Below are 21,276 nucleotides of genomic sequence, written 5' to 3' on the forward strand. Positions count from 1 at the left end.
AATTCACATCTCATGAAGGATCATGAAACAATGAAAACACGTCTTCTCAAGGGCGCAGGCGCTGCGTTCGCTCTCGCACTCCTGTCTTCCGCAGCCTACGCCGCAGCACCTGCGGATGTGCAGTCGGGCGCCTATACGGTCGAGAGCGGCCATACGCAGATCGGCTTTTCCGTGCTGCATTTTGGCTTCACCTATTATTCCGGTCAGTTTTCCGGCGTCACCGGTACGCTTCAGCTTGATGCCAGACATCCGGATGCCTCGCATCTGAACGTGACCATTCCGGTCTCAAGCGTTTCGACCACCAGCACGGTCCTGACGGAAGAACTCAAGAACAACGAGTGGTTTGATGTCGCAAAATATCCGGACGCGACTTTTGTCTCGACGCAGGTCCGCCGCACGGGCGCGGATGAGGCTCTGGTCACCGGCAATCTGACGCTTCATGGCGTGACCCATCCGGAGGTGCTGCATGTCCATTTCGTAGGCGCCGGCGTCAACCCGATGGACAAGGCCTATACGGTCGGTTTTCAGGCTGAAGCGACGATCCACCGCAGCGATTTCGGGGTCAAAAAGTATGTTCCGTATGTTGGCGATGACGTGACGCTGACAATTGCGGGAGCATTTGAGAAGGCGGCCGCGAAGTAAGAGGCTGCTTTTCATACCGCCCGTTTGAAAAGGCGCATAAAAAAACGGCCCGCAAGAGCGGGCCGTTTCCTGTTTTCAGCCTGCCCGGAAATCAGGACGTCTTACGGACTTTCCAGCCGGTTTCCTTGAGGCAGAATCCCAGCAGGATGGCAATCCCGATACCAATAACCAGCGGCAGGAACGCTGTATGGAATTGTGCCATTGTCTCCGGTGCGCTCTTGCCCATCAGGGCGGAGACGAGAGGAGACATGATCCCCGTTGTTCCGAAAACAAGGAAGTTCATGACGCCCGCAGCCGTTCCCTTGACCTCGGGAGGATTGACCTCCTTCATCGAGGAGAATGGGATCATGGCCGCACCCGAGGCGATGCCCATGACCAGCGCCACGAAGTAATGCGGCAGAACCCCGACCGGGACATAGAGCGCGCAGAGTGACGCTGCCAGCAGCACCAGTGCGCCACCGATCAGGACAGGCTTGCGGCGTCCGATCTTGTCGGAAATCCAGCCCAGAAGCGGGCAGCCGATAACCCATCCGATGGGGACCATCGACACATCCGTGGCGGCAAAGCCCATCGTCGTGTGTTCGCCCTTGCTCAGCATCAGCGCACCCCAGCCCAGTGCACCGATCGTTGTCGGAACGAACAGCAGCCCACCGGCAAGTCCGGCGATCCAGCTCTGCGGGTTGGAGAAGATGATTTTGAACGGCCGCACCAGGTTCGCCACGGACATATCACCGTGGTGCTGAGAGCTGTCACCCGTATCGCGCGGCATGACGAAAAAGACCGCGACCGCCAGCAGAAGACCGATAACGCCAAAGCCCAGCCAGACGGACTGCCAGGGGATATGGAACGAACCGTGCGGATCGATCAGAATGCGGGTCGGCTTGGAACCGAAAGCGGCCCCGGCCATGCCCATGCACTGCGTCAGACCGACGAAAAGCGCCAGCGTCCGGGCCGGGAGATACCGTGCGGCCACGTAGGACGCACCCACGAACGCGCAGATCGCGCCGATGCCCTGAATGATGTAGCCGCCAATCCCAGCAACCAGACTGCCCTGGCCAAAGATGAGACATCCAACGCCTGTGATGGCAATGAACATCGGCATGATGGCATGTGCGCCATACCGGTCCAGCAGCACACCAACGGCAAGGGCCATGAGGGCGTAGACGATGTAATAGGAGGCAATCATCAGCCCCAGATGGCTGTTGCCCCAGGCCTGCGTCAGCTCATCCTGCATGATCCCGGGCGCGGAGCGGATGGCGTACTGATAGAAGTAGAACAGGGCACACAGGAACCATGACAGCACATAAAGGGGCTGAAGTTTCTGCGGTTGCGCCGGTGAGGGATTCAGGGGCCTGGGCGGCGCCTGCGTTGTTGTGCCAGACATGAAATTCTCCAGTATGTCATGGACGGTCTGTCAGACCGGGAGCCATGACCGTGAGTGGCGCGAAAGTCTTGAAAAGAGGCTTGCCCGTTTCGGGAATACGGAATGATTTTTCAGGTAATGTGAATACTTCACCAAATCTTATTGCTGGAAGGGATAATAACGGAAGGTCACGTAGACTGTATGTCCATACGTCGTGGGATCGACGGCATGATCCGCGCCATCATTGCCCTTGAAGGCAAACTTGCGGATATAGGTATACTGAAGTCCTCCCATGACACTGCCGTAATGGCCGTCCAGAAAGTGCCACCAGCCGCCTGTGGTCAGGGAGGCGAGCGTCCTTGTCTGGGCGGAACATGTTCCGAATTCGTATTCACAGCCGGACAGGTTCAGATCCGTGGCACCATAGCCATGCTGGAAGCCATCGGCGCCCATATAGGTGCGACGGCCCGCGCTTTCCACGCCGCCATAGGTATAGAGCAGGACGGAACGGGCAGGATGCCCGACCAGCCCGAGCGATCCCATGATTTCCGGAACCGGGCTCGGATTTCCATTGTGATCGAAGGTCGTATCGGGAATGAGGCTGGGCCCGTAGCGCCCGACACCCTGCCCAGCGAGCACGTTCCCGGTCAACTGAAGCTTGTCGGTCCCGAGTGGCACGGTCATGCCCGCGCCCACGCCACCGCCGAACTGGGTGCTCTTGTGGGTATGGTTTTCTCCGGCTGGCTGAACCAGTCCACGGAACCAGCGGGCAAGGCCAAAGACCTCATAATGGCCGAAGGACGTATCGACCGCCGTCTTGAGCACGATATCAGGCGCCGGGTTGTAGCTGTACTGCGTGTTCGGGTTCAGCAGCACACCACCACTATTGGCGTAATAGACACGCGGCCCGGCCAGACGGCCATAACTGGCGGGCAGGGTTCCTCCAGAACTCAGCGCATCAGAGAAGCCGACTGTCGCCTGAGGATCTTCGATCGACAGTGCGATCCAGTATTTCCTGTCCCAGTCCTTGGCGATACGGATCTGCGGCACGCGGGTGAAGGTGATGCCCGGGATCTGGTTGTTATCCGTAACGGCGGGCAACTGTTCCTGACGGGGAATGACGCCCTTGGCGTAGTTGGTCGTCAGGCTCCATGCCTGACCTACCAGGACATGCAGTCCCCAGTCTTTCTGCGTGAACGTGAAATATCCCTGCCGCAGGCGGGGCGTATAGCCGTTGATCTGTACGCTGTTGGTCGTTCCGCCCGATCCACCGAAATCGCTTTCGACATAAGCCTGAAGGCGAACGGCCCTGGTCGGATTGGCTTCCAGAAGCGTGGAAAAACGCGAGAGCTGCGCGGAGAAGCGTTCCTCACTCAGCCCGTGATTGGGGCTGTTGGCATAGGGGAAATTGTTCCACGCCGTCGCAGGCCCACTGGTCATGTTCGAGCTTCTCCAGATATTGGAGAAGTCAATGAACCCACCCAGCCGGACCGTCAGATTGCCGATCTGGAAAATAGGCGGCAGATGATCCACTTCCGTCTGGGTAATCGCCAGCGGGCTGGATGATGTCAGGTCGATGGAAGTCCGGTGCGCTTCATTGTGCTGATTGCCGAGCCACTGAAAAAGCGGGGGCGGTGTCTGATGCGTCGCTGTAGCCGCCGGGACTGAAGGCGTGGCAGCGGCTCCTCCCGTAACAGCGGCAGGAGCGAAGCCCGCTGTTGATACGGGAATGATCCCGCTGCTGGAGGGGGCAGACGGATAAATAGGGGCGTTTCGGGCAGCGGGATGCGGTGAGGTTCCGGTACGCGCCGTCTCGACTCTCGGGGAAGGCCTGCGGGCAACCGGCGTTTTCGAAGCAGTCGAACGGGCTGTTTGTGAGGCCGGGACAGCATGTCGGCGCTGCTCGATCGCATGGAGGCGACCTTCCAGCAGACGCATCTCGGCCTTGATCGCGGCCAGTTCCTGATCATCGGCGCTCTGGGCAAAGGCCGTGACCGGGGAGCCGATGAAGAATACGGCCCCCAGGAGAAGTCTGTAGCGTCTGGGCAAGGGATTTCCCGCGGTTTTCAGGCTACCGAGAGGAGACACACTTTTCCCTTCCTAAAATCTGCACAAGGAATTCTGCCAGTTTCCGCAAGGCTACGCCGATATGCCACTGGAACCCGTCCGCACTCGGAGAGGCTTACGCCTTCACGGAAGTTTGAAAGTTGATCTATCTCAAAAATAACGAAAATTACACATTATTTATGGATCAGAATAACAACTTTTCACGGCAGATAAAAGTATATTCAGCATCCTGTCTCTCATAACCGACGATGGTTACGTCCGGTACAGGATGCCTCAATACAGTTATTCAAATACAGACTTATCCAATAATGATGCCGGTATTTTCTTATTTGGACTTCTTTTTCTTGTTCTTCGAGCGCTTCTCCTTCGATGCGCTCTGGGACGGGGCGGATGTTCCACCCTTGGCGCGCTCGATGACGTATCTGGCGTAATCATCCATGTCGCCATCGAAGGGGACGATCTGGTTGTCTGCTGCGAGCCACAGCCGGTCTGCGACCAGTTCCATGAGCGAGCGGTCATGGGTGATGAGGATGACGGCGCCTTCGTAACTGTTCAGGGCGTCCAGCAGGGCGCGGCGGCTGTCGATGTCCAGATGGTTGGTCGGTTCGTCGAGGATCAGCAGATGCGGGGCAGCCATGGCGACTATGTTCAGCAGCAGACGAGCGCGCTCGCCGCCGGAGAGCGCTTCGACCTTGGTGCCCTGCTTTTCAAAATGAATGCCGAATTGTGCCAGACGGGAGCGGTGGGACTGGTCGCTGTCCGTCGGACGGGCTTCTCGCATGATGTCGAGCGGGGTCTGTTCGGGGTCGAGCGCCTCGATCTGGTGCTGGTGGAACCAGCCGACCTCGATGCGGGGGGAGCGCGAGACTTCCCCAGAGCGGACGTCGAGAGCGCCTGCGATCATTTTCGCGAAGGTGGACTTGCCGGCGCCGTTGACGCCCAGCAGGCCGATACGGTCGTCCACATCCAGCCTGAGGTTCAGATCGCGCAGGATCGCCGGATCGTCGCCATAGCCGACTTCGACATTTTCCAGCCGGATCAGGGGGGGAGCAAGAGGACGGGCGGGTGAGGGGAGCAGGAAGGGTGAGACCGAAGCCTCGATCGTGGTCTCGATCGGGGCCAGCTTGGCCAGACGCTTGACGCGGCTTTGGGCCTGCGCGGCCTTGGCGGCAGAGGCCTTGAAGCGGTCCACGAAGGACTGAAGATGGGCGCGCTCGGCTTCCTGTTTGGCGCGGGTGGCGCTCTGAAGGCGGATCTTCTCGGCGCGCTGGCGCTCGAAATCGTCGTAGCCGCCGGTGTAGAGTTCCAGCTTCCCTTCCGTGACGTGCAGCGTGAAATCGACGGAATTGTTCAGCAGTTCGCGGTCATGGCTGATGATGAGCGCGGAATGCGGATAGCGGGCAAGGCGTGCTTCCAGCCACAGGGCGCCTTCAAGATCGAGATAGTTCGTCGGCTCATCGAGCAGCAGCAGGTCGGGCTCGGCAAACAGGGCCGCGGCGAGCGCTACGCGCATCCGCCAGCCGCCGGAAAACTCGGCCATCGGGCGATCGAGATCGGCTGTGGAGAAGCCCAGACCATTGAGGATTTCCGCCGCGCGGGAGGGGGCGCTGTCGGCGTCGATCTCGATCAGGCGCATCCAGATGTCGCCCATCCGCTCCGGATCGGCCGTTTCCAGCTCTGCCATGAGGGCAGCGCGTTCGGTGTCGGCTGCAAGGATTGTGTCGATCAGGCTGATGGGAGTAGCAGGATGCTCCTGATCCACGGTCGCCACGCGGGCTCCGCGGGGGATGGAGATCTCACCGGAATCCGGCTGAAGCTCGCCCTTGATCAGTTTGAAGAGCGTGGATTTCCCGACGCCGTTCCGGCCGACCAGAGACACCTTGGAAGGGTTGGGCAGATTGGCGCTTGCACGATTGAAGAACTGTCGTCCCCAGGCGTTGAAGACAAGGTTTTCGATCTGAAGCATGGGGCAGGATGGTCCGGTGGCGGTAAAACGGGAGCGCCATCCCTATAACAGTTTGACCGCCCCGGACAGGGACGAGGCGGATCTTTTCCGCCTCGTGCGGGTGTTAGTGTGAGCGTATCAGTGGGCGTGGTCCGCAAGCCAGTCGTGGATCTGGCTCTGGCTCGCCTGCACCGCTTCCTGACGGGCGGCAACAGTGTTGAGGGCATGGGCCGTGGCAATCTTCGCACCGGTCGTCTTGCTGGAAGAGGGATCCTTCTGCAACTCGGCCAGAATATCCGGATTGTTGGAATGTCCTGCGATGGCGGGGAGGAAACCGTCCTGCGACCACGGAGCAAGATGCGTACGGATTTCCGCTTCATGCTGGCGGACCAGCTTCCAGACGAGGTCCGGGTTTTCGCTGGCAGAGGCGACCTGTGACAGTGCCATGGAAATACGGCCGTTCGGAATGGCGCCGCTATAGGCCAGTTCCACATTGCGTCGGATCAGGTCCGGGTCGGAAGCGTTGGCGAGGGCCTGGAACAGGCGGAGTTTGAGTTCGGTCGCCTGGGTGTCACGGACCTTCTTTGCCATGATGTCGTATGTCGCGGCATCGGCATGTTTCATCGCAAGGGCCGAGACCGTACCGACCAGATCGGGACGCAGGGACGCCGGGTTTTTCAGCCAGGCCGCGAAACGGCGCTTTGCTTCAGCCAGTACGGCCGGATCGTTGAAGTCCCCGAGTGCTGAGATGACGGACGGACGCAGCATTGTGTCCAGCACGCTTTCATGCGGCTTCTGGTCCCAGCCCAGACGCTTCAGGACCGGGGCAAGGCGGCTGCGGGCATAGGCCTGGAATGCAGGGCGATCCGGGCTGCCGATTTCGTAGAAATCAAGCGTTTCCAGCTTGCCGATGATTTCCTCGAGCGTAGCAATGTCGGTCTCATGTGCGGCGGTCAGCCGGTCCACGAGGTCGAAATAGGAGGACAGCGCGCCATGCCCGGACCGGAACTGCGCGAACTGGTCGCCGAGGAGGTTGGCGCGGTCCACGGGAGCAAATTTTGAGATCGATGCGGCGATCGGGGCGAAGGCTACGTCGTCATATTGCACGCGGTAATATCCGCTCTCGCCCAGATCGAGCTTGAGGGGCGCATTGCAGCGCGGCAGGGTGAAGGTGGCGGGTTCCGTACCAAGCACCAGCTTCCTGGTTTCAAGTCCGGGGCCGCCCGCGACAACCGGAATGTTCCAGGTCAGGGATTTTGCGTTCGGATCGTGGATCGTGAAGCGGCTCTGCGTCAGGGTGTAGGTTGTCTGACCATTTTTGCAGACGGCCGCTACATTGACCTGCGGGATACCGGGCTGTTCGGTGAAGCTGCGGGCGACCTTGCCGACATCCTGCCCAGAAGCGCCGGACAGCGCATTCCACAGATCCTGACTGGTCGCGTTACCGAAGGCATGGGCTTTCATGTAGGCGCGCATACCATCACGGAAATGATCTTCGCCGAGCCAGCCTTCCATCATGCGGATCACCAGTTCGCCCTTGCCGTAGCTGATCCCGTCAAACGCGGAATTGGCTTCGCTCACATTGTGGATGACCTGCTGGATCGGATGGGTCGTGGACAGGGCGTCCGTGGCCATCGTGCCTTCGCGGGTTTCGTGCTGACGCGGCCAGATGTCCCAGTCGGGATTCATCTTGTCGGTCGCCTTGATTTCCATCCACGAAGCAAAGCCTTCGTTCAGCCAGATATTGTCCCACCAGCCCATGGTCACCAGATCGCCGGACCACTGATGCGCCATTTCATGCGCGACGACTTCATAGATCAGTTCGCGGGTGCGCGGCGTGCTGTTCTTGGGATCGAACAGCAGAACGTTGTCGATATAGGTCAGCGCGCCCCAGTTCTCCATCGCGCCGGCCTGATAGTTGCCGGGGATGGCCAGCATGTCCATCTTCGGCAGCGGGTACTTGATGCCGAAATAGTCGTTGTAATAGGGCAGGATCTTCTCCGCGGCGCCCAGTGCATAGGTCCCCTGGCTCTCGAGACCGCTCGGCGCGAAGACGCGGATTGGCGTTCCGTCCGCCTTGCCGTCAACAGAGGCCATGTCACCGGCCACCAGCGCGAGCAGGTAGCTCGACATGCGCGGGGTCGGGCTGAAGGAGACGCGCTTTGTCTTTTCGTCCTGCTGCGTCGTGCCGATGATCGGCATGTTGCTGACAGCCGCGTATTCGAACGGCAGCGTCACGTTCAGCTGATACGTTGCCTTGAAGGCCGGTTCGTCCCAGCCCGGGAACATCCGGCGCGCATCCGCCACTTCGAACTGCGTGACCAGCATCCGCTGGGGCTTGCCCTTGGGGTCCGTGTAGTCGTCAACATAAATGCCGTTCGGCGTTTTCAGGATCGGGCCGGAATACTTGATGGCCAGTGTGTGCATGCCGGGGGACACAGGTGCAGGAAAATGCAGGGTGACCGTTTCTGCCGCGTCATCCTGACGGATGACAGCCTTCTGGGAGTTGTCCAGAAGCGCGCTGGCGAGTTTGAGGCCTGCCTGATTGAGCGTGATGTCCGCCGTCGGGCTCTGGACCTCAACCCGGATGATTTCATCGCCCTGAAGCGTCAGGTGCTCCATGTCCGTTGTCAGGTCGATGATATAGTCCGTCGGCACAACGGTTTTTGGAAGCTGACCCGGCGTATTGGCAAAGGAGAAAGTTCCTTCGGCATGGGCGGGAAGCGTGAGGGGCAGGCCTGCAAGCAGGGTCGTCAGAACCAGAAGGCGGCGCATGAAACGCAATTCCTTGAATCAGTCGGAGGGAGGAACGGAACAGGCCGTTCGTTTCTGTTACAGTGACGGTGGCATAGGCCTGTCATGCGGGAAAGTGTCCGTCCCTAAAAACCTTGTCATCTCTGTTGGAGCCATCTCTTGACAGATCGGCGAGGGCGGGGCTTTTTTCTGGTTCACGGGCAATGGATTCTGCCTGGCCGATCCCGGTCGAACCGCTTCATCCGGAAGCTGATGATTCCTGTCAGATGTCCATCGGGACAAGACAGGAGAGGTGCGTCAGTCATGCGTGAAGTTCAGAATCAGTCCATGTTTTCCCGTATTATCGAATTGTTGTGGCTGAGTGGCATTCTTGTCCTGCTGTCAGTCTGCATCGGCAGTGCGTGTGCCCTGTTCCTCTGGCTTCTGGAACGTGCAACATCCTTCCGGATCGATCATCCGGCTCTGCTGTTGGGCCTTCCGGTCGCCGGAATGGCGGTGGGGCTGTGCTATTTCTGGTTCGGACGGGATATCGAGGCCGGTGCGAACCTGATCGTGGATGAAATCCATGAGCCGGGGGCGGGTGTTCAGCTTCGGATGGCGCCATTCGTCCTGATCGCAACGGTTGTGAGCCATCTGTTCGGGGCTTCTGTCGGGCGGGAAGGAACGGCCATCCAGATTGGTGGCAGTCTGGCAAGTGCCACGGCCCGGCTGTTCAGGCTGCGTGCTCCTGACACGCGTGTTCTGCTGACCTGTGGTATCGCAGCCGGATTTGGCGCCGTGTTCGGAACGCCCATCGCGGGGGCCGTGTTCGCGCTGGAAGTTCTGACGCTGGGGCGGATCGACTACCGGTTCCTTGTTCCGGCTGCCCTGTCATCCATCATTGCGGACTGGTCCTGTCGTGCGTGGGGGATTCATCATGCGTCCTATCCGCTCGTGTTTCAGGGCACCCTGAACGCGGATGGTTCGGTCTCGCATGTTGAGCCCGGACTGGTTGTACGGGTTGCAGTAGCCGCGGTGGCCTTTGGTCTGATGAGCCGGATTTTTGCCGAGGGCGTGCATCGTCTGGCCGCCATCATGAAAAGGATCTGCCGCACGTCGTGGTTGCGCCCGGCCATCGGCGGCATCCTGACCATCCTGCTGGTCGCGCTGGTGGGTAACCGGGATTATCTGGGGCTGGGCGTCTTTCCGCCGGAACCGGGGGGGGCGTCGATCGTCAGTTTCTTCGGCCCCGTGATTTATCCCTGGTCCTGGTTCTGGAAGCTGGTCTTTACGGTCACGGTGCTTGCGACCGGCTTCAAGGGGGGAGAAGTCACGCCCCTGTTTTTTCTTGGAGCAGCAACTGGAAACGTACTGGCGCCAGTCCTCCATGTGCCGGTCGATCTTCTGGCGGCTGTCGGGTTCGTGGCGGTCTTTGCGGGCGCTGCGAATACGCCGCTGGCCTGTAGCCTGATGGGGGTTGAACTGTTCGGCGGGGCGGATCTCGTCTATTTCGCGACTGGCTGTTTCGTGGCCTATGTCTGTTCCGGCCATACCGGTATTTACCTGTCCCAGCGGATCGGCATGCCCAAAAGCCGGCTCGGGGATGCGATCTGCGGCATGACGCTGCGTCAGGCCAGAATGCCGCAGACTGGCAAAGGAAACTGACCGACGGTTACCTTTTCCGCGAGGGCTGCGAAAGTGCCATGACGAGTGCCGCGATCCAGCCGATGACTGTCCAGCCCAGAAGGATCGTGATCAGCGCGACCCTGTGCTGATTGGGCGTATTGCGCCGGTAGGCGATCAGGAGCGGGACGAGGTACAGCACCAGTCCAAGCCCTGCCAGAACCGGAAACAGCCCTCCGGATTTCGCGAGAAGTCCCGAAGACGAGACAGCCTGGTCCGTCTGGGGCGGCCTGGCCGTTGCGGAAGCTGACGGGGGCGGTGGGTTGCTCCCGTGCGCCGGTTCGGGAACGGAAGGCGGTGGCGCGGACTGCGGTCCTGCTGACGCCAGCTTAGGTGTATCCGTGACGGACGCAGCCTGTTCGGGGGTTATGTAGCCGTTCTGTACGAGGAAGGCGGAAAGAGCCGTTGGGAAAGGTAGTAACGCCTTCTCCTGTGCGGAACAGCCATGACCGTTCTGTTTTTCCGATGCGGGTTTCAGGTCACAGGCAGACAGGCCGAACCCGGACTCTTTCGTGGACTGTGCATGCGCCAGCATGTCGCGCCAGCCTTCGGCAAACTCGCCCAGATTGGCCTTGGTTGCGACTTCATAAGCAAGGAAGCCGTTAGGTTCGAAGCGTCCGGCATGGATCCAGTTACGCCGCCTGTCAGCGAGATCGTTCTTCAGATAGTTCCGGTAGGCCGGATCGCGGGTAACGTTTTCAAGCACGCCATCATGGTATCGCGAGATTACGACGGGTGCTTCCGATCCGGCGTGAGAAGCAAAGGCATAGAGAAAGGACTGATCAACCGTCAGGATTTCTTCCTGGCCATTCCGGGCAATGTCCACAACATCCGGTTCACCATCTCCATCCAGCGCTCCCAGTTCAAGATGCGCCCATTGCCCGTCGGGGCGCAGATCGAAAATGGATGTAAGCGAACAGCAATGGGCGCCGCCTGTGTAAGCGGAAACCATGACCTGCGGAAATTTCGACGATGCATCCAGGTGACGGAGTGACATTCTCAGTTGCACCAGTCCGTCGTCTTCGGTGCCATAGGGAGCCAGCGGAAAGGAAGCGGGATGGGAATGTGTATTGCCGGGTGCGCGGAGCGTCAGGAAAGCCATGCTGCAGGGCGAGGCGGGGCTCGTATCGGCGTCAGTCCAGACAATCGGGATACGGCATTGCGTCGTGCGCCTGATATCCAGTGCGGCGACGATGCCCCGTGCGGAGAGGACGGCGTGAGAGCGGTTGCCTATTTCCACATGGGCAATGGGCTCAACAGGGCGGGCTGTGGCGAAACCCGTTGCAAGGCATGTGGCGGTGATCGCCAGAAGCATCACGCCTGTCAGATCTTTCATCGTAATGATGGCCGGCCTCCGCTTCCCGTTATGCGGGATCATATGTTTTCCAGGATCATTCATATCCTGTTTTGCGGAACTAACGCCAATCAGGGAGGAGCGGTTTTCATGTGTGAAACCGGGTACGCCCTCCACGATATCGGGAGGAAGGCGCAGGGAGAGGAACAGGCCGTGGCTCTGATGAGTCTGGAAGGAAAGGACTTGAAAAATCAGTTGGTTGTGCGGGATGCCATGATCCACTAACACCGGCATCAGCCGTGGAGGGATCCTGCGGAACCGGATATGCGAGGCGTTGTTGAAATATTTTCTGTATCTTCCGGTCTGCCTGTTTGTCTGCACACTGCCGGTGCGGGCCGCCTCGTGTCCGGACATGTTTGCAGGGGGCGTGCCGCCTGCGGTCCTGCGGGAGACAGCCCGGATCGGAACGGTCCAGCTCTGCAATGCAAATTATGCCGTTCTCGCTTCGGAAGCCATCAAAGGGCCCCTGTGGTCAGCCGAGGATCTGACGGAAGAAAATCTGGAAATTGCGGACCGGACACGTCGTCAGGGGAGTTTCCTTGCGGATACGCGTCTTCCCGCCAGCATGCAGGCCTCACTCGAAGATTACAGGACCTCGGGTTACGATCGCGGACACATGACGCCGAGCGGTGATGAGCCGGGCGTGCAGGCGCAGCAGCAGTCGTTCCTGCTCTCCAATATCGTACCGCAGACGGCGGAGCTGAACAGGGGGGCCTGGGAAGGCGTTGAAAGCGCGGTCAGGGGATGGGCCCGGCAGGAGGGCGAGATCTTTGTCGTGACCGGACCCGGCTACGATCCGGATCAGATCCGGACCATCGGCAGGGGGCGCATTCCGGTTCCTGCGGTGACCTGGAAGGCGATCTATGATCCGGCAGCCAACGGGACGGGAGCGTATGTTTGTCTGAATACGCGACGCCCGACCTGCAAGATCACCAGCGTGGCGCTCCTGACCCAGCTCGTGAATATTGATCCCTTTCCCGCAGTTCCCGCTTCCCTGAAGGATCATGTCAGCGCCATGCCGCCGATCCGGGAGACACCTGCATCCCTTTCGAAACAGCCCCAGGCGCGGGAACTATTGCGGGAATGGGGATCGAAGGCAGCCCAGAAAGCGCTTCGGGCGCTGGTGAAGGCGCTGGTTCAGTAAGAAGCGCGGGTCGCGGCCGGGGGGAAAGGGATCGTCCTGTCCCGGCCGAAACTGTCAGGGGCCGGGGCGCGTCTCGCCGGTATCGGCATCCAGAAACAGGGGCTGCATTCTGGGCTTGCGGGTGAAATCGAACAGGTCTTCGAGGGAACTGGCGTCAGCGTCGAAAGAGCCCTTGCCCATTCTCTCACCCTGAAGCCAGTTGTCCTCGATGAAACGGGGGATGGACGACTGGGTCAGGAAGACGTGGCTGACATAGTTCGTGCGGACCCAGGGAGAGAGCACCAGAAGGGGAATCCGCGTGCCCGGTCCGCAGCGGCCATTCACGGGGCCACCCTGAACGCCCTCCGGCCGCGCCGCTGTTCCGCAATGCCCTGGCCCATCAAGCTGATCGACCTGCGGATCAGCGGAACCGTGACGCGGCGGAGTGAAAGCGTGGTCGTACCAGCCATCGGAGTCGTCATAGGCGATGAAAATGGCGGTATCGCGCCATTCCGGTCGGGTCTGGATGAAGTTCACGAGTGTGACGATGCCACGCTGCTCGTCCAGTGGGTCCGAATAGCCGGCATGAGCATCCTGTAATGCCGGCATTTTCACGAAGGAAACGGCAGGCATCTTTCCGGCTTTTGCCGCGGTGTAGAAGTCGTGCAGGTCGTATTCGTGATTGGCGGGATCGGGCTGGCCGTTGTCAGGGCGCAGGGTGTGCCCGATGGCGGCTGTCGAAGAGGGGCGGGCATGGGTCGGGTTCGCGGTGCTTGCGTAGTACTGGAACCAGTTGTGATGGGGGATGTAATCCGTCACCGTCTGACCGACGATTGCGGACATGGTCTGACGCTGGCAGCCGGTCGAGCCGTCGGGGTTGTGCGCCGAAAGATCGAAGCCGCCCATGAATCCGCCCCAGCTTACACCGTGCCGGTTGAGCAGGTCTCCGATATTCGGACTGGTCATCCGGACCTGATTATTGGGCGTGGAGCACACGTCATCTGCGGGGTCGATGTCGTTGATCATGGTCCAGCCACCCTGTCCGTCCCCGACATAGGGCGACGTGGCCTTCAGGGTCGCGGGTTTCTGGGTCGTGGTCCTGATCTGCATTCCGTTGGTCTGTCCGGACACCACTTCCAGCGCGCCGGGCGTGGACGGTCCATAGGTATCCGTATAGGTCGCATCGCTCATGGCGAAACGCTGCGCATAGCGCCACAGGGCGGTGACGGTGTTGCCGTCGAAATACCCCATGACTTCCCCTCTGGTCCCGAAAGCGCCGACGCCGCCGGGCAGCGCGCGGCCGGTATAGCGGGGAAACAGATCCGCCCTGCCATGGTCATAGGCGCGCTGTTCGGCCGTATAGCCGTGGTTCTGGTCGGCGGTGGCAGCCTGAGTGCGGTCGAGCCGGAAGGGCAGGGAGGCGTCCCGGCCATTGGCGCGAATGGTATTCGGGTTGTGGCGCAGAAGATCTGCTGTCGCGAGTGTATCCACACGCGGCGTGTCGGAGGCCGGATGAAAGACCGGCTCACCGGAGATGTTGGCGGCGTTCGGATAGGTTGCGAAGTAATGATCGAACGAGACGTTTTCCTGATAGATCACGACCACATGTTTGATGGGTGTTCTGGTCGGGATCCGGGGTGCTGCCGTCTGATCTGCCGCCCGGGATGCCATCGGCCAAAGCAGACACAGACCGAGGGCCACGGCAGGAATACGCAGGGGGAAGTTCGTCATGACGAGCAGATCCGCAGTTGAAAACCGGAATGCCTTTGCTGTAGCGGCAATCCTGCATTCCGGTAAAGAAACGTGTCTGAAAATCAGGCTCGAGCCTTAGACCCCGGCAATTTCCAGAGCCAGTTGAGCCATGCGGAGGGCGCCCCCACGGCTGCCCGCGCCACAGATGAACCGGGCGGGATGAGCAAAAACAGCGTCGGAAACGCCGGAAACCACCGCCAGCTTTTCCCGCTCCAGACCGCCCCAGGCTTCCGGCAGGGAAACGCGCTGCCCGAAATCGCCGCGGACAGGCGGGACAGCCTTGACGTTCCACTGCTCCGGGCCTGCGGGAGAAACGACATAGACGACGGGCAGGTCATGCTCGAAAATGACCTTCTCGGTGGGCATGCCCGTTTCCATGACGAGGATGCGCTTGTCTGCGGCGCTTTCATAGGCCGCGAGAACGCGGTTCGTGGCCTTGAGGCTGGCACGGACACGGTCCACCACATTGATCAGGTGTGAGGCTACGGCTGTTGCTGCGTTTGCGAAGCCGAGGGATTCCCGGGCGCGGGCTTCCTGCCGTCCGTAGAGTTCTGCGGTATCCCATGGCGGGCTGCAGGCCGAAACGATGTCCGCCAGCGAGAGCTTGCCCATCTTGACCACCCCGTTGTCATCCTGATCGATCGGAAGGATCAGGGACTTGTCGAGACTCTGCCAGATCAGGTCCACGGTGGCGTCGTCAACCGGCGTGGAGAGGATGTTGCGGATGGCGGCGCGGCCATAATCTTTCCACAGAAGCCCGGCGGCGCTGTAGGGAGTACCGTCTTCACGAAGGGGCTTGTCCTTCATGTGGTGGTCGTAGCGGCCCTGCGGGGGATCGTAGAGGCCACCGACATCGAAGACGATATCGGCTGACTTGATGACGTCCGGGTTGCGGGTCCGGATGAAGGTCAGGCGGTCAGCGGATTTTTCTTCGAGAACACGCGCGCGCAGGTCACCCTGTGGGGCGAGCGCATAATGGAGAATGACATACCCCATGGTCTCATCGACATGGAAATTACCCGAATGGGTGAGCGCCCTGACCGGCGCTGCGCCGTTTTCGAGACCAATGGGGGTATGTTCGGACATCTGGGAACCTGTGACAGGAAGGAGGGACATATGTTGGCCCCTTTCATGCCGCAGGGCTGGCCGGCAGACAACCTTGTTGCCGGCGCGGATTTCAGGCGGCCTTGTACATCGCGCAGAGCTTGTTGCCGTCGGGGTCGCGCAGATAGGCGAGATACAGGTCCCCCATCGACGTATGACGGATACCAGGCGGATTTTCGATCGCCTCGCCACCGTTCTCCACACCGGCTTTGTGCCAGGCATTGACCTGTTCGGGGCTGTTCATTGCAAAACCGATCGTCGCGCCATTGGCAGCCGTGGCGGGCTCGCCGTTGAGGGGTTTCGTGATGATCAGACAGCCACCCGAATGAACATAGGGCAGGCGGCCCTTGGCGTCGGGTTTGGCAGGCGGACAACCGATGACGCCGAGTGTGGCGTCATAGAATGTTTTGGAACGGGCAATGTCGTTGCTACCCAGCATGATATGGCTGAACACGAAAAGTCATTTCTCCATGGAATATGGGAGGCAGCGGACGCGCTGGCCTGTGTTTTCAGTCGATATTGATATTGCGGATACCGCCCGGGATGCGGGCCTTTGAATCCCGCGGCACAAACGGAAGCCGTGTCGTGTTGTAATCCGGATTTTCCGCCATGGCCTGAAGGGTCATGTCATCGCGTACGTCCAGCGGGCGGTCATGGCCGCCATTCTCCCGGCGCGCGGTGGCGGCACAGATTCCGGCAGCGGTCGCGAAGGGGTGGTCATTGCCACCAGCGCCGCTCAGCATCTGCTCGCGAATACATTTGCTGTCCGTATGTCCCGTAACCCACGGGGCCGCAGAACAGGAGGCAAGCAGAAGCAGGCTGGGAAGAATGAGGTAACGCATGCAAGAAACCTACTCGTGACGGAGAATGGAGTAAAGCGCAGGGCCTGGCAGAACCTGACAGTCTATTGGATCGTGACTTCCGGAAAGGTCAATGGCTTATGATCCTCGCAAGTGGATCGGCCTGTTTTCAGGCGACATCACTGACGGGACATTCAAAGCAGGGGCCTGCGCGCGGCCCGGGCAATTACGGGCCTCAGCTTCCACTGGAGACATAGCCCGCCACCGCCCTGTGCCAGACCAACACCATGATCCCCAGAAAGGCAAAACCGGCGAGGGGGGAGAGGCTTCCGATCCATATCGGCACACCCAGCGGGTCAGGGTGGCTGAGGCTGAACAGGGCTGGATAGTAACAGACAGCCGCAAGTGGCAGGACAAAGGTGATGAAGCGCCGGAGCCAGCGGCCGAACATGGTCAGCGGGTACTGTCCGGCCTCGACACCGCCATAGGTCAGGACGTTGACGACTTCCAGCCCCTCGACCGTGATGAAGCACAGCGCGGCCTGCCCGATCAGGACACCGAGGAACATGGCCGCACCTCCCGCGATGGCCCAGGGCAGGACCAGCAGGGCGCTCCACTGGACGTGGGGGGCGAGCCACAGTCCGGCGAGGAGGACGAACATCCCCTGAAGAAACCGCCCGATGGGACGAAGGCGCAGTTCGTGCCCCAGAAGCAGAAGCAGGGTTGAGCGTGGGCGCAGGAGCAGGCGGTCGAAACTGCCGGTCCGGACATATTCGCCGCCGAAGACTTCAAAGCCGCGTCCCAGCGTTTCCGCAACGGCAAAAGCCACGTTTACAAGCCCATACAGGACGGCAACCGTGCCGATATCCCATCCGGCAATGCTGCCAAAGCGGTGAAACAGGCTCCAGATGCCGAAGAAGCCGAGCAGGGTCGTGACGAAATTGCCCGTCGCCTGAATGACGAACGTGCCGGGATAGCGCAGTTGCGCGATGATCGAAGCTCCGGCCATCCGCCGGTACAGTCCGATCGGGCCAAGAGTGCGGGAGGGAGGTTGTGGCATTTCAGGCACCCTGCACCTCCAGGCGGTTCACGGTCTGGCGCATCCACAGACGTCCGAGAAGCGTCAGGGCCGTCAGCCAGAAAATCTGGAGGCCCAGACCGGTTGCCGTACCACCCGGAATGGGCGTCCCGAGATAGATGCGGATGGGAATGTCGGTGATGCCGGCGAAAGGCTGTGCGAGGAGAAAAGGACGGATCCAGTCGGGATAGAGGGGCAGGGGAAGCAGCATTCCCGACAGAAGGACGGCCAGCGGGGTGCCGACCGCATAGCTGCCCAGCGGGGACAGGGTGCGGGCTGTGAGGATGTTCCACCACATGACGATGGTAGCGGAGAGCAGGGCGCCGAGCGTGATGGAAATGAGAGCCAGTGCGGCCGAAAGAAGACCGGCGGGTGGCGCAAGGCTCCAGGCCCCGAGCCCGGCAAGTATGGCAAGAGGTCCGGCAACGCAGGACAGCAGAACCGCGCGGGGGATGGCATTGCCCAGCAGGCGCGCCAGACTGGCAGAGAGCCACCAGTTCCACATATCGACCGGACGCAGGAGATCATAGACGATGGCCCCCGTCCGGGCGGCATCTCCGATGGCGGGAAGGCACCCCAGCGGCAGAAGCGTGAAGAGCGACTGCTGGATCCAGGTATAGGTCATGGCCTGTCGCAGCGAGAGCGGGGCCTGCACGTCCGGTGCCGCATGATAGACGGAGGCATAGGCCATCAGCGTGACCGCGCCGAACCACATCTGTGCCACCAGTCCTGCAACGACGGCGATGCGGTATCGCAGGCCGATCTTCCATTGCAGACCAAAGGCCGTGAGATAGGGACGCAGGCTCATGCGGCGTGATCCGCATAGAAGCGGGTAATGATCTCGTCGATCGAGGGGCGGCTGATCCGCAGGTCATCCAGACCCTGCAGATGGCCCACATGCGCGACAAGGGCGGGAGCCGGGATCTGGCGCGGATCGAAGGTGATCGTAAGGCTGTGTGGCGCACGGTCCGTTTCGGTGGCACCGGCGGGAAGCGACAGATCGGGCGGCGCACCATGGAAATCGAGTTCAAGGATGCGTTCGGACAGGGTTGTCGTCCTCAGATCCTCGAAGGGGCTGTCCGCCAGAATACGGCCGTGGCCAATGACGATCACGCGCTCCGCGAGGGCCTCGATGTCATGCATGTCGTGGGTGGTGAGCAGGACGGTGGTCCCGCGGTCCTGACAGAGTTCATGCACGAAGGCCCGGACAGCGAGTTTGGAGGGGGCATCCAGCCCGATCGTGGGTTCGTCGAGGATGAGGATCTCCGGGTCGTGGATGAGGGATGCCGCGATTTCCGCGCGCATTCTCTGGCCAAGGGAGAGCTGTCGCACGGACTGGTCCATGATCCCGCCCAGATCGAGCGCCTCGGCCAGACGCGCACGGTTGCGGGCGAAGCGCTCTGGTTCCACGCCATAGATGTCACGCAGAAGGGCGAGGCCCTCGCCGACGGACAGATCCCACCAGAGCTGGGTGCGCTGGCCGAATACGACGCCGATCCGCGCGACATGCGCGACGCGGTTCGTCCAGGGGACCAGACCGTTGACCTGCACCTCTCCGGACGTGGGGCGCAGGATGCCGGACAGAATTTTGATCGCTGTCGATTTTCCAGCGCCGTTCGGACCGATGAACCCCGCGATCTGGCCTTTCGGGACGGAAAAGGAAATCCCGTCCAGAGCAACAATATCGCGCGTCTTTCCCCGCCAGCTTCCACCTTCGCGGATCCGGTAGGTTTTCCGCAGATTCCTGACCGTGATGGCGTCAGAAGTGGAAAGAGGTGTCGGCATCAGGGCTCCGTAACGATGGGGGCGGGATTTTCTGGAAGAGTGGACAGCGGACATTCATGAAATCAAGCCGTTTCTAAAGAGAAACTCCGCGATCTCCCTGTCTGCGGACTCACCGTCCTTTTCGAAAGCGTGTTGACAGGATGATGGCGGAGACAGTGCGCTCCACACCTTCCAGTTGACCAATATCGTCAATGGCTCGGTTGATGCTCTCGGTTGTGGAAGCGCCCAGCAGGGCGATCAGGTCCGAAGCTCCGCTGACAGCGTGCAGTTCCCGCAACTCCGGAAGTGTTTTCAGATCCCGCTCCACTTTCTGGCTGTGGCGGGGCGTGATGACGATCGAGACATGGGCGCGTACCAGATCCTCATCCGGACTTTCAAGAAGCGTATAGCCCCGGATATCGCCCTGTCGCTCCAGACGTTCCATGCGCCCCTGAAGCGTGGTGCGGGAGATTCCCAGTCTGCGGGCCAGCGCGGCTGTGGGCGTGCGGGCATTGCGACGCAGGATATCAAGAATGGCTTGGTCGATCCGGTCCGTCATTCTGCCTGTTATAGACGGCAATCTGCCGTTGGAAACGGCTTTTTGGTGTCAGTCTGTCCCTTGAGATCCGGCGGCTTCGATCATGATCCTGTCCGTAACACTCCCGGAACAGGACATGACCATGAAGCAGGTGACAGTTGCAGGTGCGGGCAAGATCGGTTCAGCCATTGCGGAGCTTCTTCATCACGGTGGCTACCGGGTGACGCTGCTCGATTGTCAGGCGGACTACCTCAACAGCCTCAGACTGCCTGAAGGGATTGCCCGCAGGACGGCCGATATTGCGCAGGGGTTTGATCCGGAAGTGCTGAAGGGGCAGTTCGCGGTCCTGTCCGCGCTTCCCTTTCATCTGACGCGGACTGTTGCCAGAGCTGCCGCCACAGCAGGCGTTCATTATCTGGACCTGACCGAGGACGTAGCCTCCACGAAGGATGTGAGAGCGCTGGCCAAGGGTGCATCGCATGCGTTTATTCCCCAGTGCGGTCTGGCGCCGGGCTTCGTCTCCATTGCAGCACATGATCTGGCAGGTCATTTCGACGAGGTCGATACCATCCGGCTGCGCGTGGGGGCACTGCCGCGGTTTCCGGCCAATGCGCTGGGGTATAACCTGACCTGGAGCACGGAAGGTCTCATCAACGAATACATCGAACCCTGCGAGGCCATCGTGAATGGACGGCGTGCCCTTGTTCCCGCGCTTGAGGGCCTGGAAACCCTGGGCGTCGATGGCATTACCTACGAGGCATTCAACACCTCAGGCGGTCTTGGGTCACTCTGCGAGACTTATGAGGGGCGCGTTCGGGAACTCAATTACCGGACCATGCGATACCCGGGACATCGCGACATCATGAAGGTTCTGCTGTCGGATCTGCGCCTGTCAGAACGGCGGCATATTCTTCAGGATATTTTCACCCATGCCATTCCGGGCACATCGCAGGATCTGGTGGTGCTTTCAGTTATCGTGACGGGGACGCGGGATGGAAAGCAGCAGCAGGAAACCCTGGCCCGCACCATTCAGGCCCGGGACTTCATGGGAGGATACCGCACCGCCATCCAGTTGACGACGGCGGGATCCATCTGCGCGGTTCTGGATCTGCTCTCTGAAGGAAAAATCCCTTCCAGTGGTTTCGTCCGTCAGGAAGACATCCCTTTGGGTGACTATCTGGCCAACCGGTACGGGCAGGTCTATCAGCAGCAACATTGAGCACCCTGCCGTCATTGGGCAGCACTGCTGTCCCTGAAGATTGCTCCAGCGTAGTTCCGACGCCGTTGGCAGAGACGCTGCGAGGGGCATCTCAGTTTCGGGGAGCCGCTT

General features: G+C 60.6%; 17 protein-coding genes and 1 riboswitch. Of the genes, 4 read left to right on the forward strand and 13 right to left on the reverse strand.

The window, feature by feature from the left end:
* The first annotated feature begins 30 nt into the window (after positions 1 to 30).
* Complete coding sequence (locus ABF859_RS10070; RefSeq protein ID WP_415527644.1) at positions 31 to 642, forward strand: YceI family protein; 612 nt, start codon at positions 31 to 33, stop codon at positions 640 to 642.
* A gap of 91 nt (positions 643 to 733) precedes the next feature.
* On the opposite strand, the gene ABF859_RS10075 is transcribed toward ABF859_RS10070, so the two are convergent.
* The 4 genes from ABF859_RS10075 to ABF859_RS10090 all read right to left on the reverse strand — a co-directional run bounded on the left by ABF859_RS10075 (position 734) and on the right by ABF859_RS10090 (position 8,792).
* Positions 734 to 2,026, reverse strand: coding sequence for an MFS transporter (locus tag ABF859_RS10075; RefSeq protein WP_415527645.1), 1,293 nt, complete (start codon positions 2,024 to 2,026; stop codon positions 734 to 736).
* A 138-nt stretch (positions 2,027 to 2,164) separates the two neighbouring features.
* Positions 2,165 to 4,054 (reverse strand): hypothetical protein, encoded by a 1,890-nt coding sequence (locus ABF859_RS10080; RefSeq protein ID WP_415527646.1) that lies wholly within the window; start codon positions 4,052 to 4,054, stop codon positions 2,165 to 2,167.
* 343 nt (positions 4,055 to 4,397) lie between these two features.
* The gene (locus tag ABF859_RS10085; protein WP_415527648.1) at positions 4,398 to 6,038 is read right to left on the reverse strand and encodes an ABC-F family ATP-binding cassette domain-containing protein; all 1,641 of its coding nucleotides are present in this window, start codon (positions 6,036 to 6,038) and stop codon (positions 4,398 to 4,400) included.
* Between the two features lie 117 nt (positions 6,039 to 6,155).
* Complete coding sequence (locus ABF859_RS10090) at positions 6,156 to 8,792, reverse strand: M1 family metallopeptidase (RefSeq protein ID WP_415527649.1); 2,637 nt, start codon at positions 8,790 to 8,792, stop codon at positions 6,156 to 6,158.
* Positions 8,793 to 8,961: 169 nt separating this feature from the next.
* Positions 8,962 to 9,040: riboswitch (Fluoride riboswitch) on the forward strand.
* Positions 9,041 to 9,074: 34 nt separating this feature from the next.
* Between ABF859_RS10090 and ABF859_RS10095 the strand changes: the two genes are divergently transcribed.
* Complete coding sequence (locus ABF859_RS10095) at positions 9,075 to 10,415, forward strand: voltage-gated chloride channel family protein (RefSeq protein WP_415527650.1); 1,341 nt, start codon at positions 9,075 to 9,077, stop codon at positions 10,413 to 10,415.
* A gap of 7 nt (positions 10,416 to 10,422) precedes the next feature.
* Here the strand turns inward: ABF859_RS10095 and ABF859_RS10100 are convergent, their stop codons facing one another.
* Complete coding sequence (locus tag ABF859_RS10100; protein ID WP_415527651.1) at positions 10,423 to 11,769, reverse strand: superinfection immunity protein; 1,347 nt, start codon at positions 11,767 to 11,769, stop codon at positions 10,423 to 10,425.
* Between the two features lie 295 nt (positions 11,770 to 12,064).
* Between ABF859_RS10100 and ABF859_RS10105 the strand changes: the two genes are divergently transcribed.
* Positions 12,065 to 12,931 carry a DNA/RNA non-specific endonuclease gene (locus ABF859_RS10105; protein WP_415527652.1) on the forward strand — a complete coding sequence of 289 codons (867 nt, stop codon included), beginning with the start codon at positions 12,065 to 12,067 and terminating at the stop codon, positions 12,929 to 12,931.
* Between the two features lie 54 nt (positions 12,932 to 12,985).
* Here the strand turns inward: ABF859_RS10105 and ABF859_RS10110 are convergent, their stop codons facing one another.
* From ABF859_RS10110 to ABF859_RS10145, 8 genes are all read right to left on the reverse strand, one after another.
* Positions 12,986 to 14,581 carry a phospholipase C gene (locus ABF859_RS10110; protein ID WP_415527729.1) on the reverse strand — a complete coding sequence of 532 codons (1,596 nt, stop codon included), beginning with the start codon at positions 14,579 to 14,581 and terminating at the stop codon, positions 12,986 to 12,988.
* Between the two features lie 156 nt (positions 14,582 to 14,737).
* The gene (locus ABF859_RS10115; protein ID WP_415527653.1) at positions 14,738 to 15,748 is read right to left on the reverse strand and encodes an MYG1 family protein; all 1,011 of its coding nucleotides are present in this window, start codon (positions 15,746 to 15,748) and stop codon (positions 14,738 to 14,740) included.
* A 91-nt stretch (positions 15,749 to 15,839) separates the two neighbouring features.
* On the reverse strand, positions 15,840 to 16,220 hold the full coding sequence (locus ABF859_RS10120; protein ID WP_415527654.1) for a VOC family protein: 381 nt from the start codon (positions 16,218 to 16,220) through the stop codon (positions 15,840 to 15,842).
* A 55-nt stretch (positions 16,221 to 16,275) separates the two neighbouring features.
* Positions 16,276 to 16,608, reverse strand: a complete 333-nt coding sequence (locus ABF859_RS10125; RefSeq protein ID WP_415527655.1) for a hypothetical protein — start codon at positions 16,606 to 16,608, stop codon at positions 16,276 to 16,278.
* 193 nt (positions 16,609 to 16,801) lie between these two features.
* Entirely contained in the window at positions 16,802 to 17,626 is an 825-nt protein-coding gene (locus ABF859_RS10130) for an ABC transporter permease (protein ID WP_415527656.1), read from the reverse strand.
* A gap of 1 nt (position 17,627) precedes the next feature.
* A complete protein-coding gene (locus ABF859_RS10135) occupies positions 17,628 to 18,452 on the reverse strand; it encodes an ABC transporter permease (RefSeq protein ID WP_415527658.1) in 825 nt (274 codons plus the stop codon).
* Positions 18,449 to 19,429, reverse strand: coding sequence for an ABC transporter ATP-binding protein (locus ABF859_RS10140; protein ID WP_415527659.1), 981 nt, complete (start codon positions 19,427 to 19,429; stop codon positions 18,449 to 18,451). The genes ABF859_RS10135 and ABF859_RS10140 overlap by 4 nt, the downstream gene beginning before the upstream one ends.
* 109 nt (positions 19,430 to 19,538) lie before the next feature.
* Positions 19,539 to 19,967: an Lrp/AsnC family transcriptional regulator gene (locus ABF859_RS10145; RefSeq protein WP_415527660.1), complete on the reverse strand. Its 429-nt coding sequence runs from the start codon at positions 19,965 to 19,967 to the stop codon at positions 19,539 to 19,541.
* Between the two features lie 121 nt (positions 19,968 to 20,088).
* Between ABF859_RS10145 and ABF859_RS10150 the strand changes: the two genes are divergently transcribed.
* Positions 20,089 to 21,165, forward strand: coding sequence for a saccharopine dehydrogenase C-terminal domain-containing protein (locus tag ABF859_RS10150; protein ID WP_415527661.1), 1,077 nt, complete (start codon positions 20,089 to 20,091; stop codon positions 21,163 to 21,165).
* The last annotated feature ends 111 nt before the right edge of the window (positions 21,166 to 21,276 follow it).

This window comes from Gluconobacter sp., from assembly GCF_047722525.1.
Taxonomy (GTDB): domain Bacteria; phylum Pseudomonadota; class Alphaproteobacteria; order Acetobacterales; family Acetobacteraceae; genus Gluconobacter.

What these genes read in the sequence shown, in the direction of transcription:
- ABF859_RS10145 (WP_415527660.1), bottom strand. Translation starts at nt 19,967, where the DNA reads ATGACGGACCGGATCGACCAAGCCATTCTTGATATCCTGCGTCGCAAT.
- ABF859_RS10125 (WP_415527655.1), bottom strand. Translation starts at nt 16,608, where the DNA reads ATGCGTTACCTCATTCTTCCCAGCCTGCTTCTGCTTGCCTCCTGTTCT.
- ABF859_RS10115 (WP_415527653.1), bottom strand. Translation starts at nt 15,748, where the DNA reads ATGTCCGAACATACCCCCATTGGTCTCGAAAACGGCGCAGCGCCGGTC.
- ABF859_RS10130 (WP_415527656.1), bottom strand. Translation starts at nt 17,626, where the DNA reads ATGCCACAACCTCCCTCCCGCACTCTTGGCCCGATCGGACTGTACCGG.
- ABF859_RS10100 (WP_415527651.1), bottom strand. Translation starts at nt 11,769, where the DNA reads ATGAAAGATCTGACAGGCGTGATGCTTCTGGCGATCACCGCCACATGC.
- ABF859_RS10085 (WP_415527648.1), bottom strand. Translation starts at nt 6,038, where the DNA reads ATGCTTCAGATCGAAAACCTTGTCTTCAACGCCTGGGGACGACAGTTC.
- ABF859_RS10110 (WP_415527729.1), bottom strand. Translation starts at nt 14,581, where the DNA reads ATGGCATCCCGGGCGGCAGATCAGACGGCAGCACCCCGGATCCCGACC.
- ABF859_RS10075 (WP_415527645.1), bottom strand. Translation starts at nt 2,026, where the DNA reads ATGTCTGGCACAACAACGCAGGCGCCGCCCAGGCCCCTGAATCCCTCA.
- ABF859_RS10135 (WP_415527658.1), bottom strand. Translation starts at nt 18,452, where the DNA reads ATGAGCCTGCGTCCCTATCTCACGGCCTTTGGTCTGCAATGGAAGATC.
- ABF859_RS10150 (WP_415527661.1), top strand. Translation starts at nt 20,089, where the DNA reads ATGAAGCAGGTGACAGTTGCAGGTGCGGGCAAGATCGGTTCAGCCATT.
- ABF859_RS10090 (WP_415527649.1), bottom strand. Translation starts at nt 8,792, where the DNA reads ATGCGCCGCCTTCTGGTTCTGACGACCCTGCTTGCAGGCCTGCCCCTC.
- ABF859_RS10070 (WP_415527644.1), top strand. Translation starts at nt 31, where the DNA reads ATGAAAACACGTCTTCTCAAGGGCGCAGGCGCTGCGTTCGCTCTCGCA.
- ABF859_RS10095 (WP_415527650.1), top strand. Translation starts at nt 9,075, where the DNA reads ATGCGTGAAGTTCAGAATCAGTCCATGTTTTCCCGTATTATCGAATTG.
- ABF859_RS10140 (WP_415527659.1), bottom strand. Translation starts at nt 19,429, where the DNA reads ATGCCGACACCTCTTTCCACTTCTGACGCCATCACGGTCAGGAATCTG.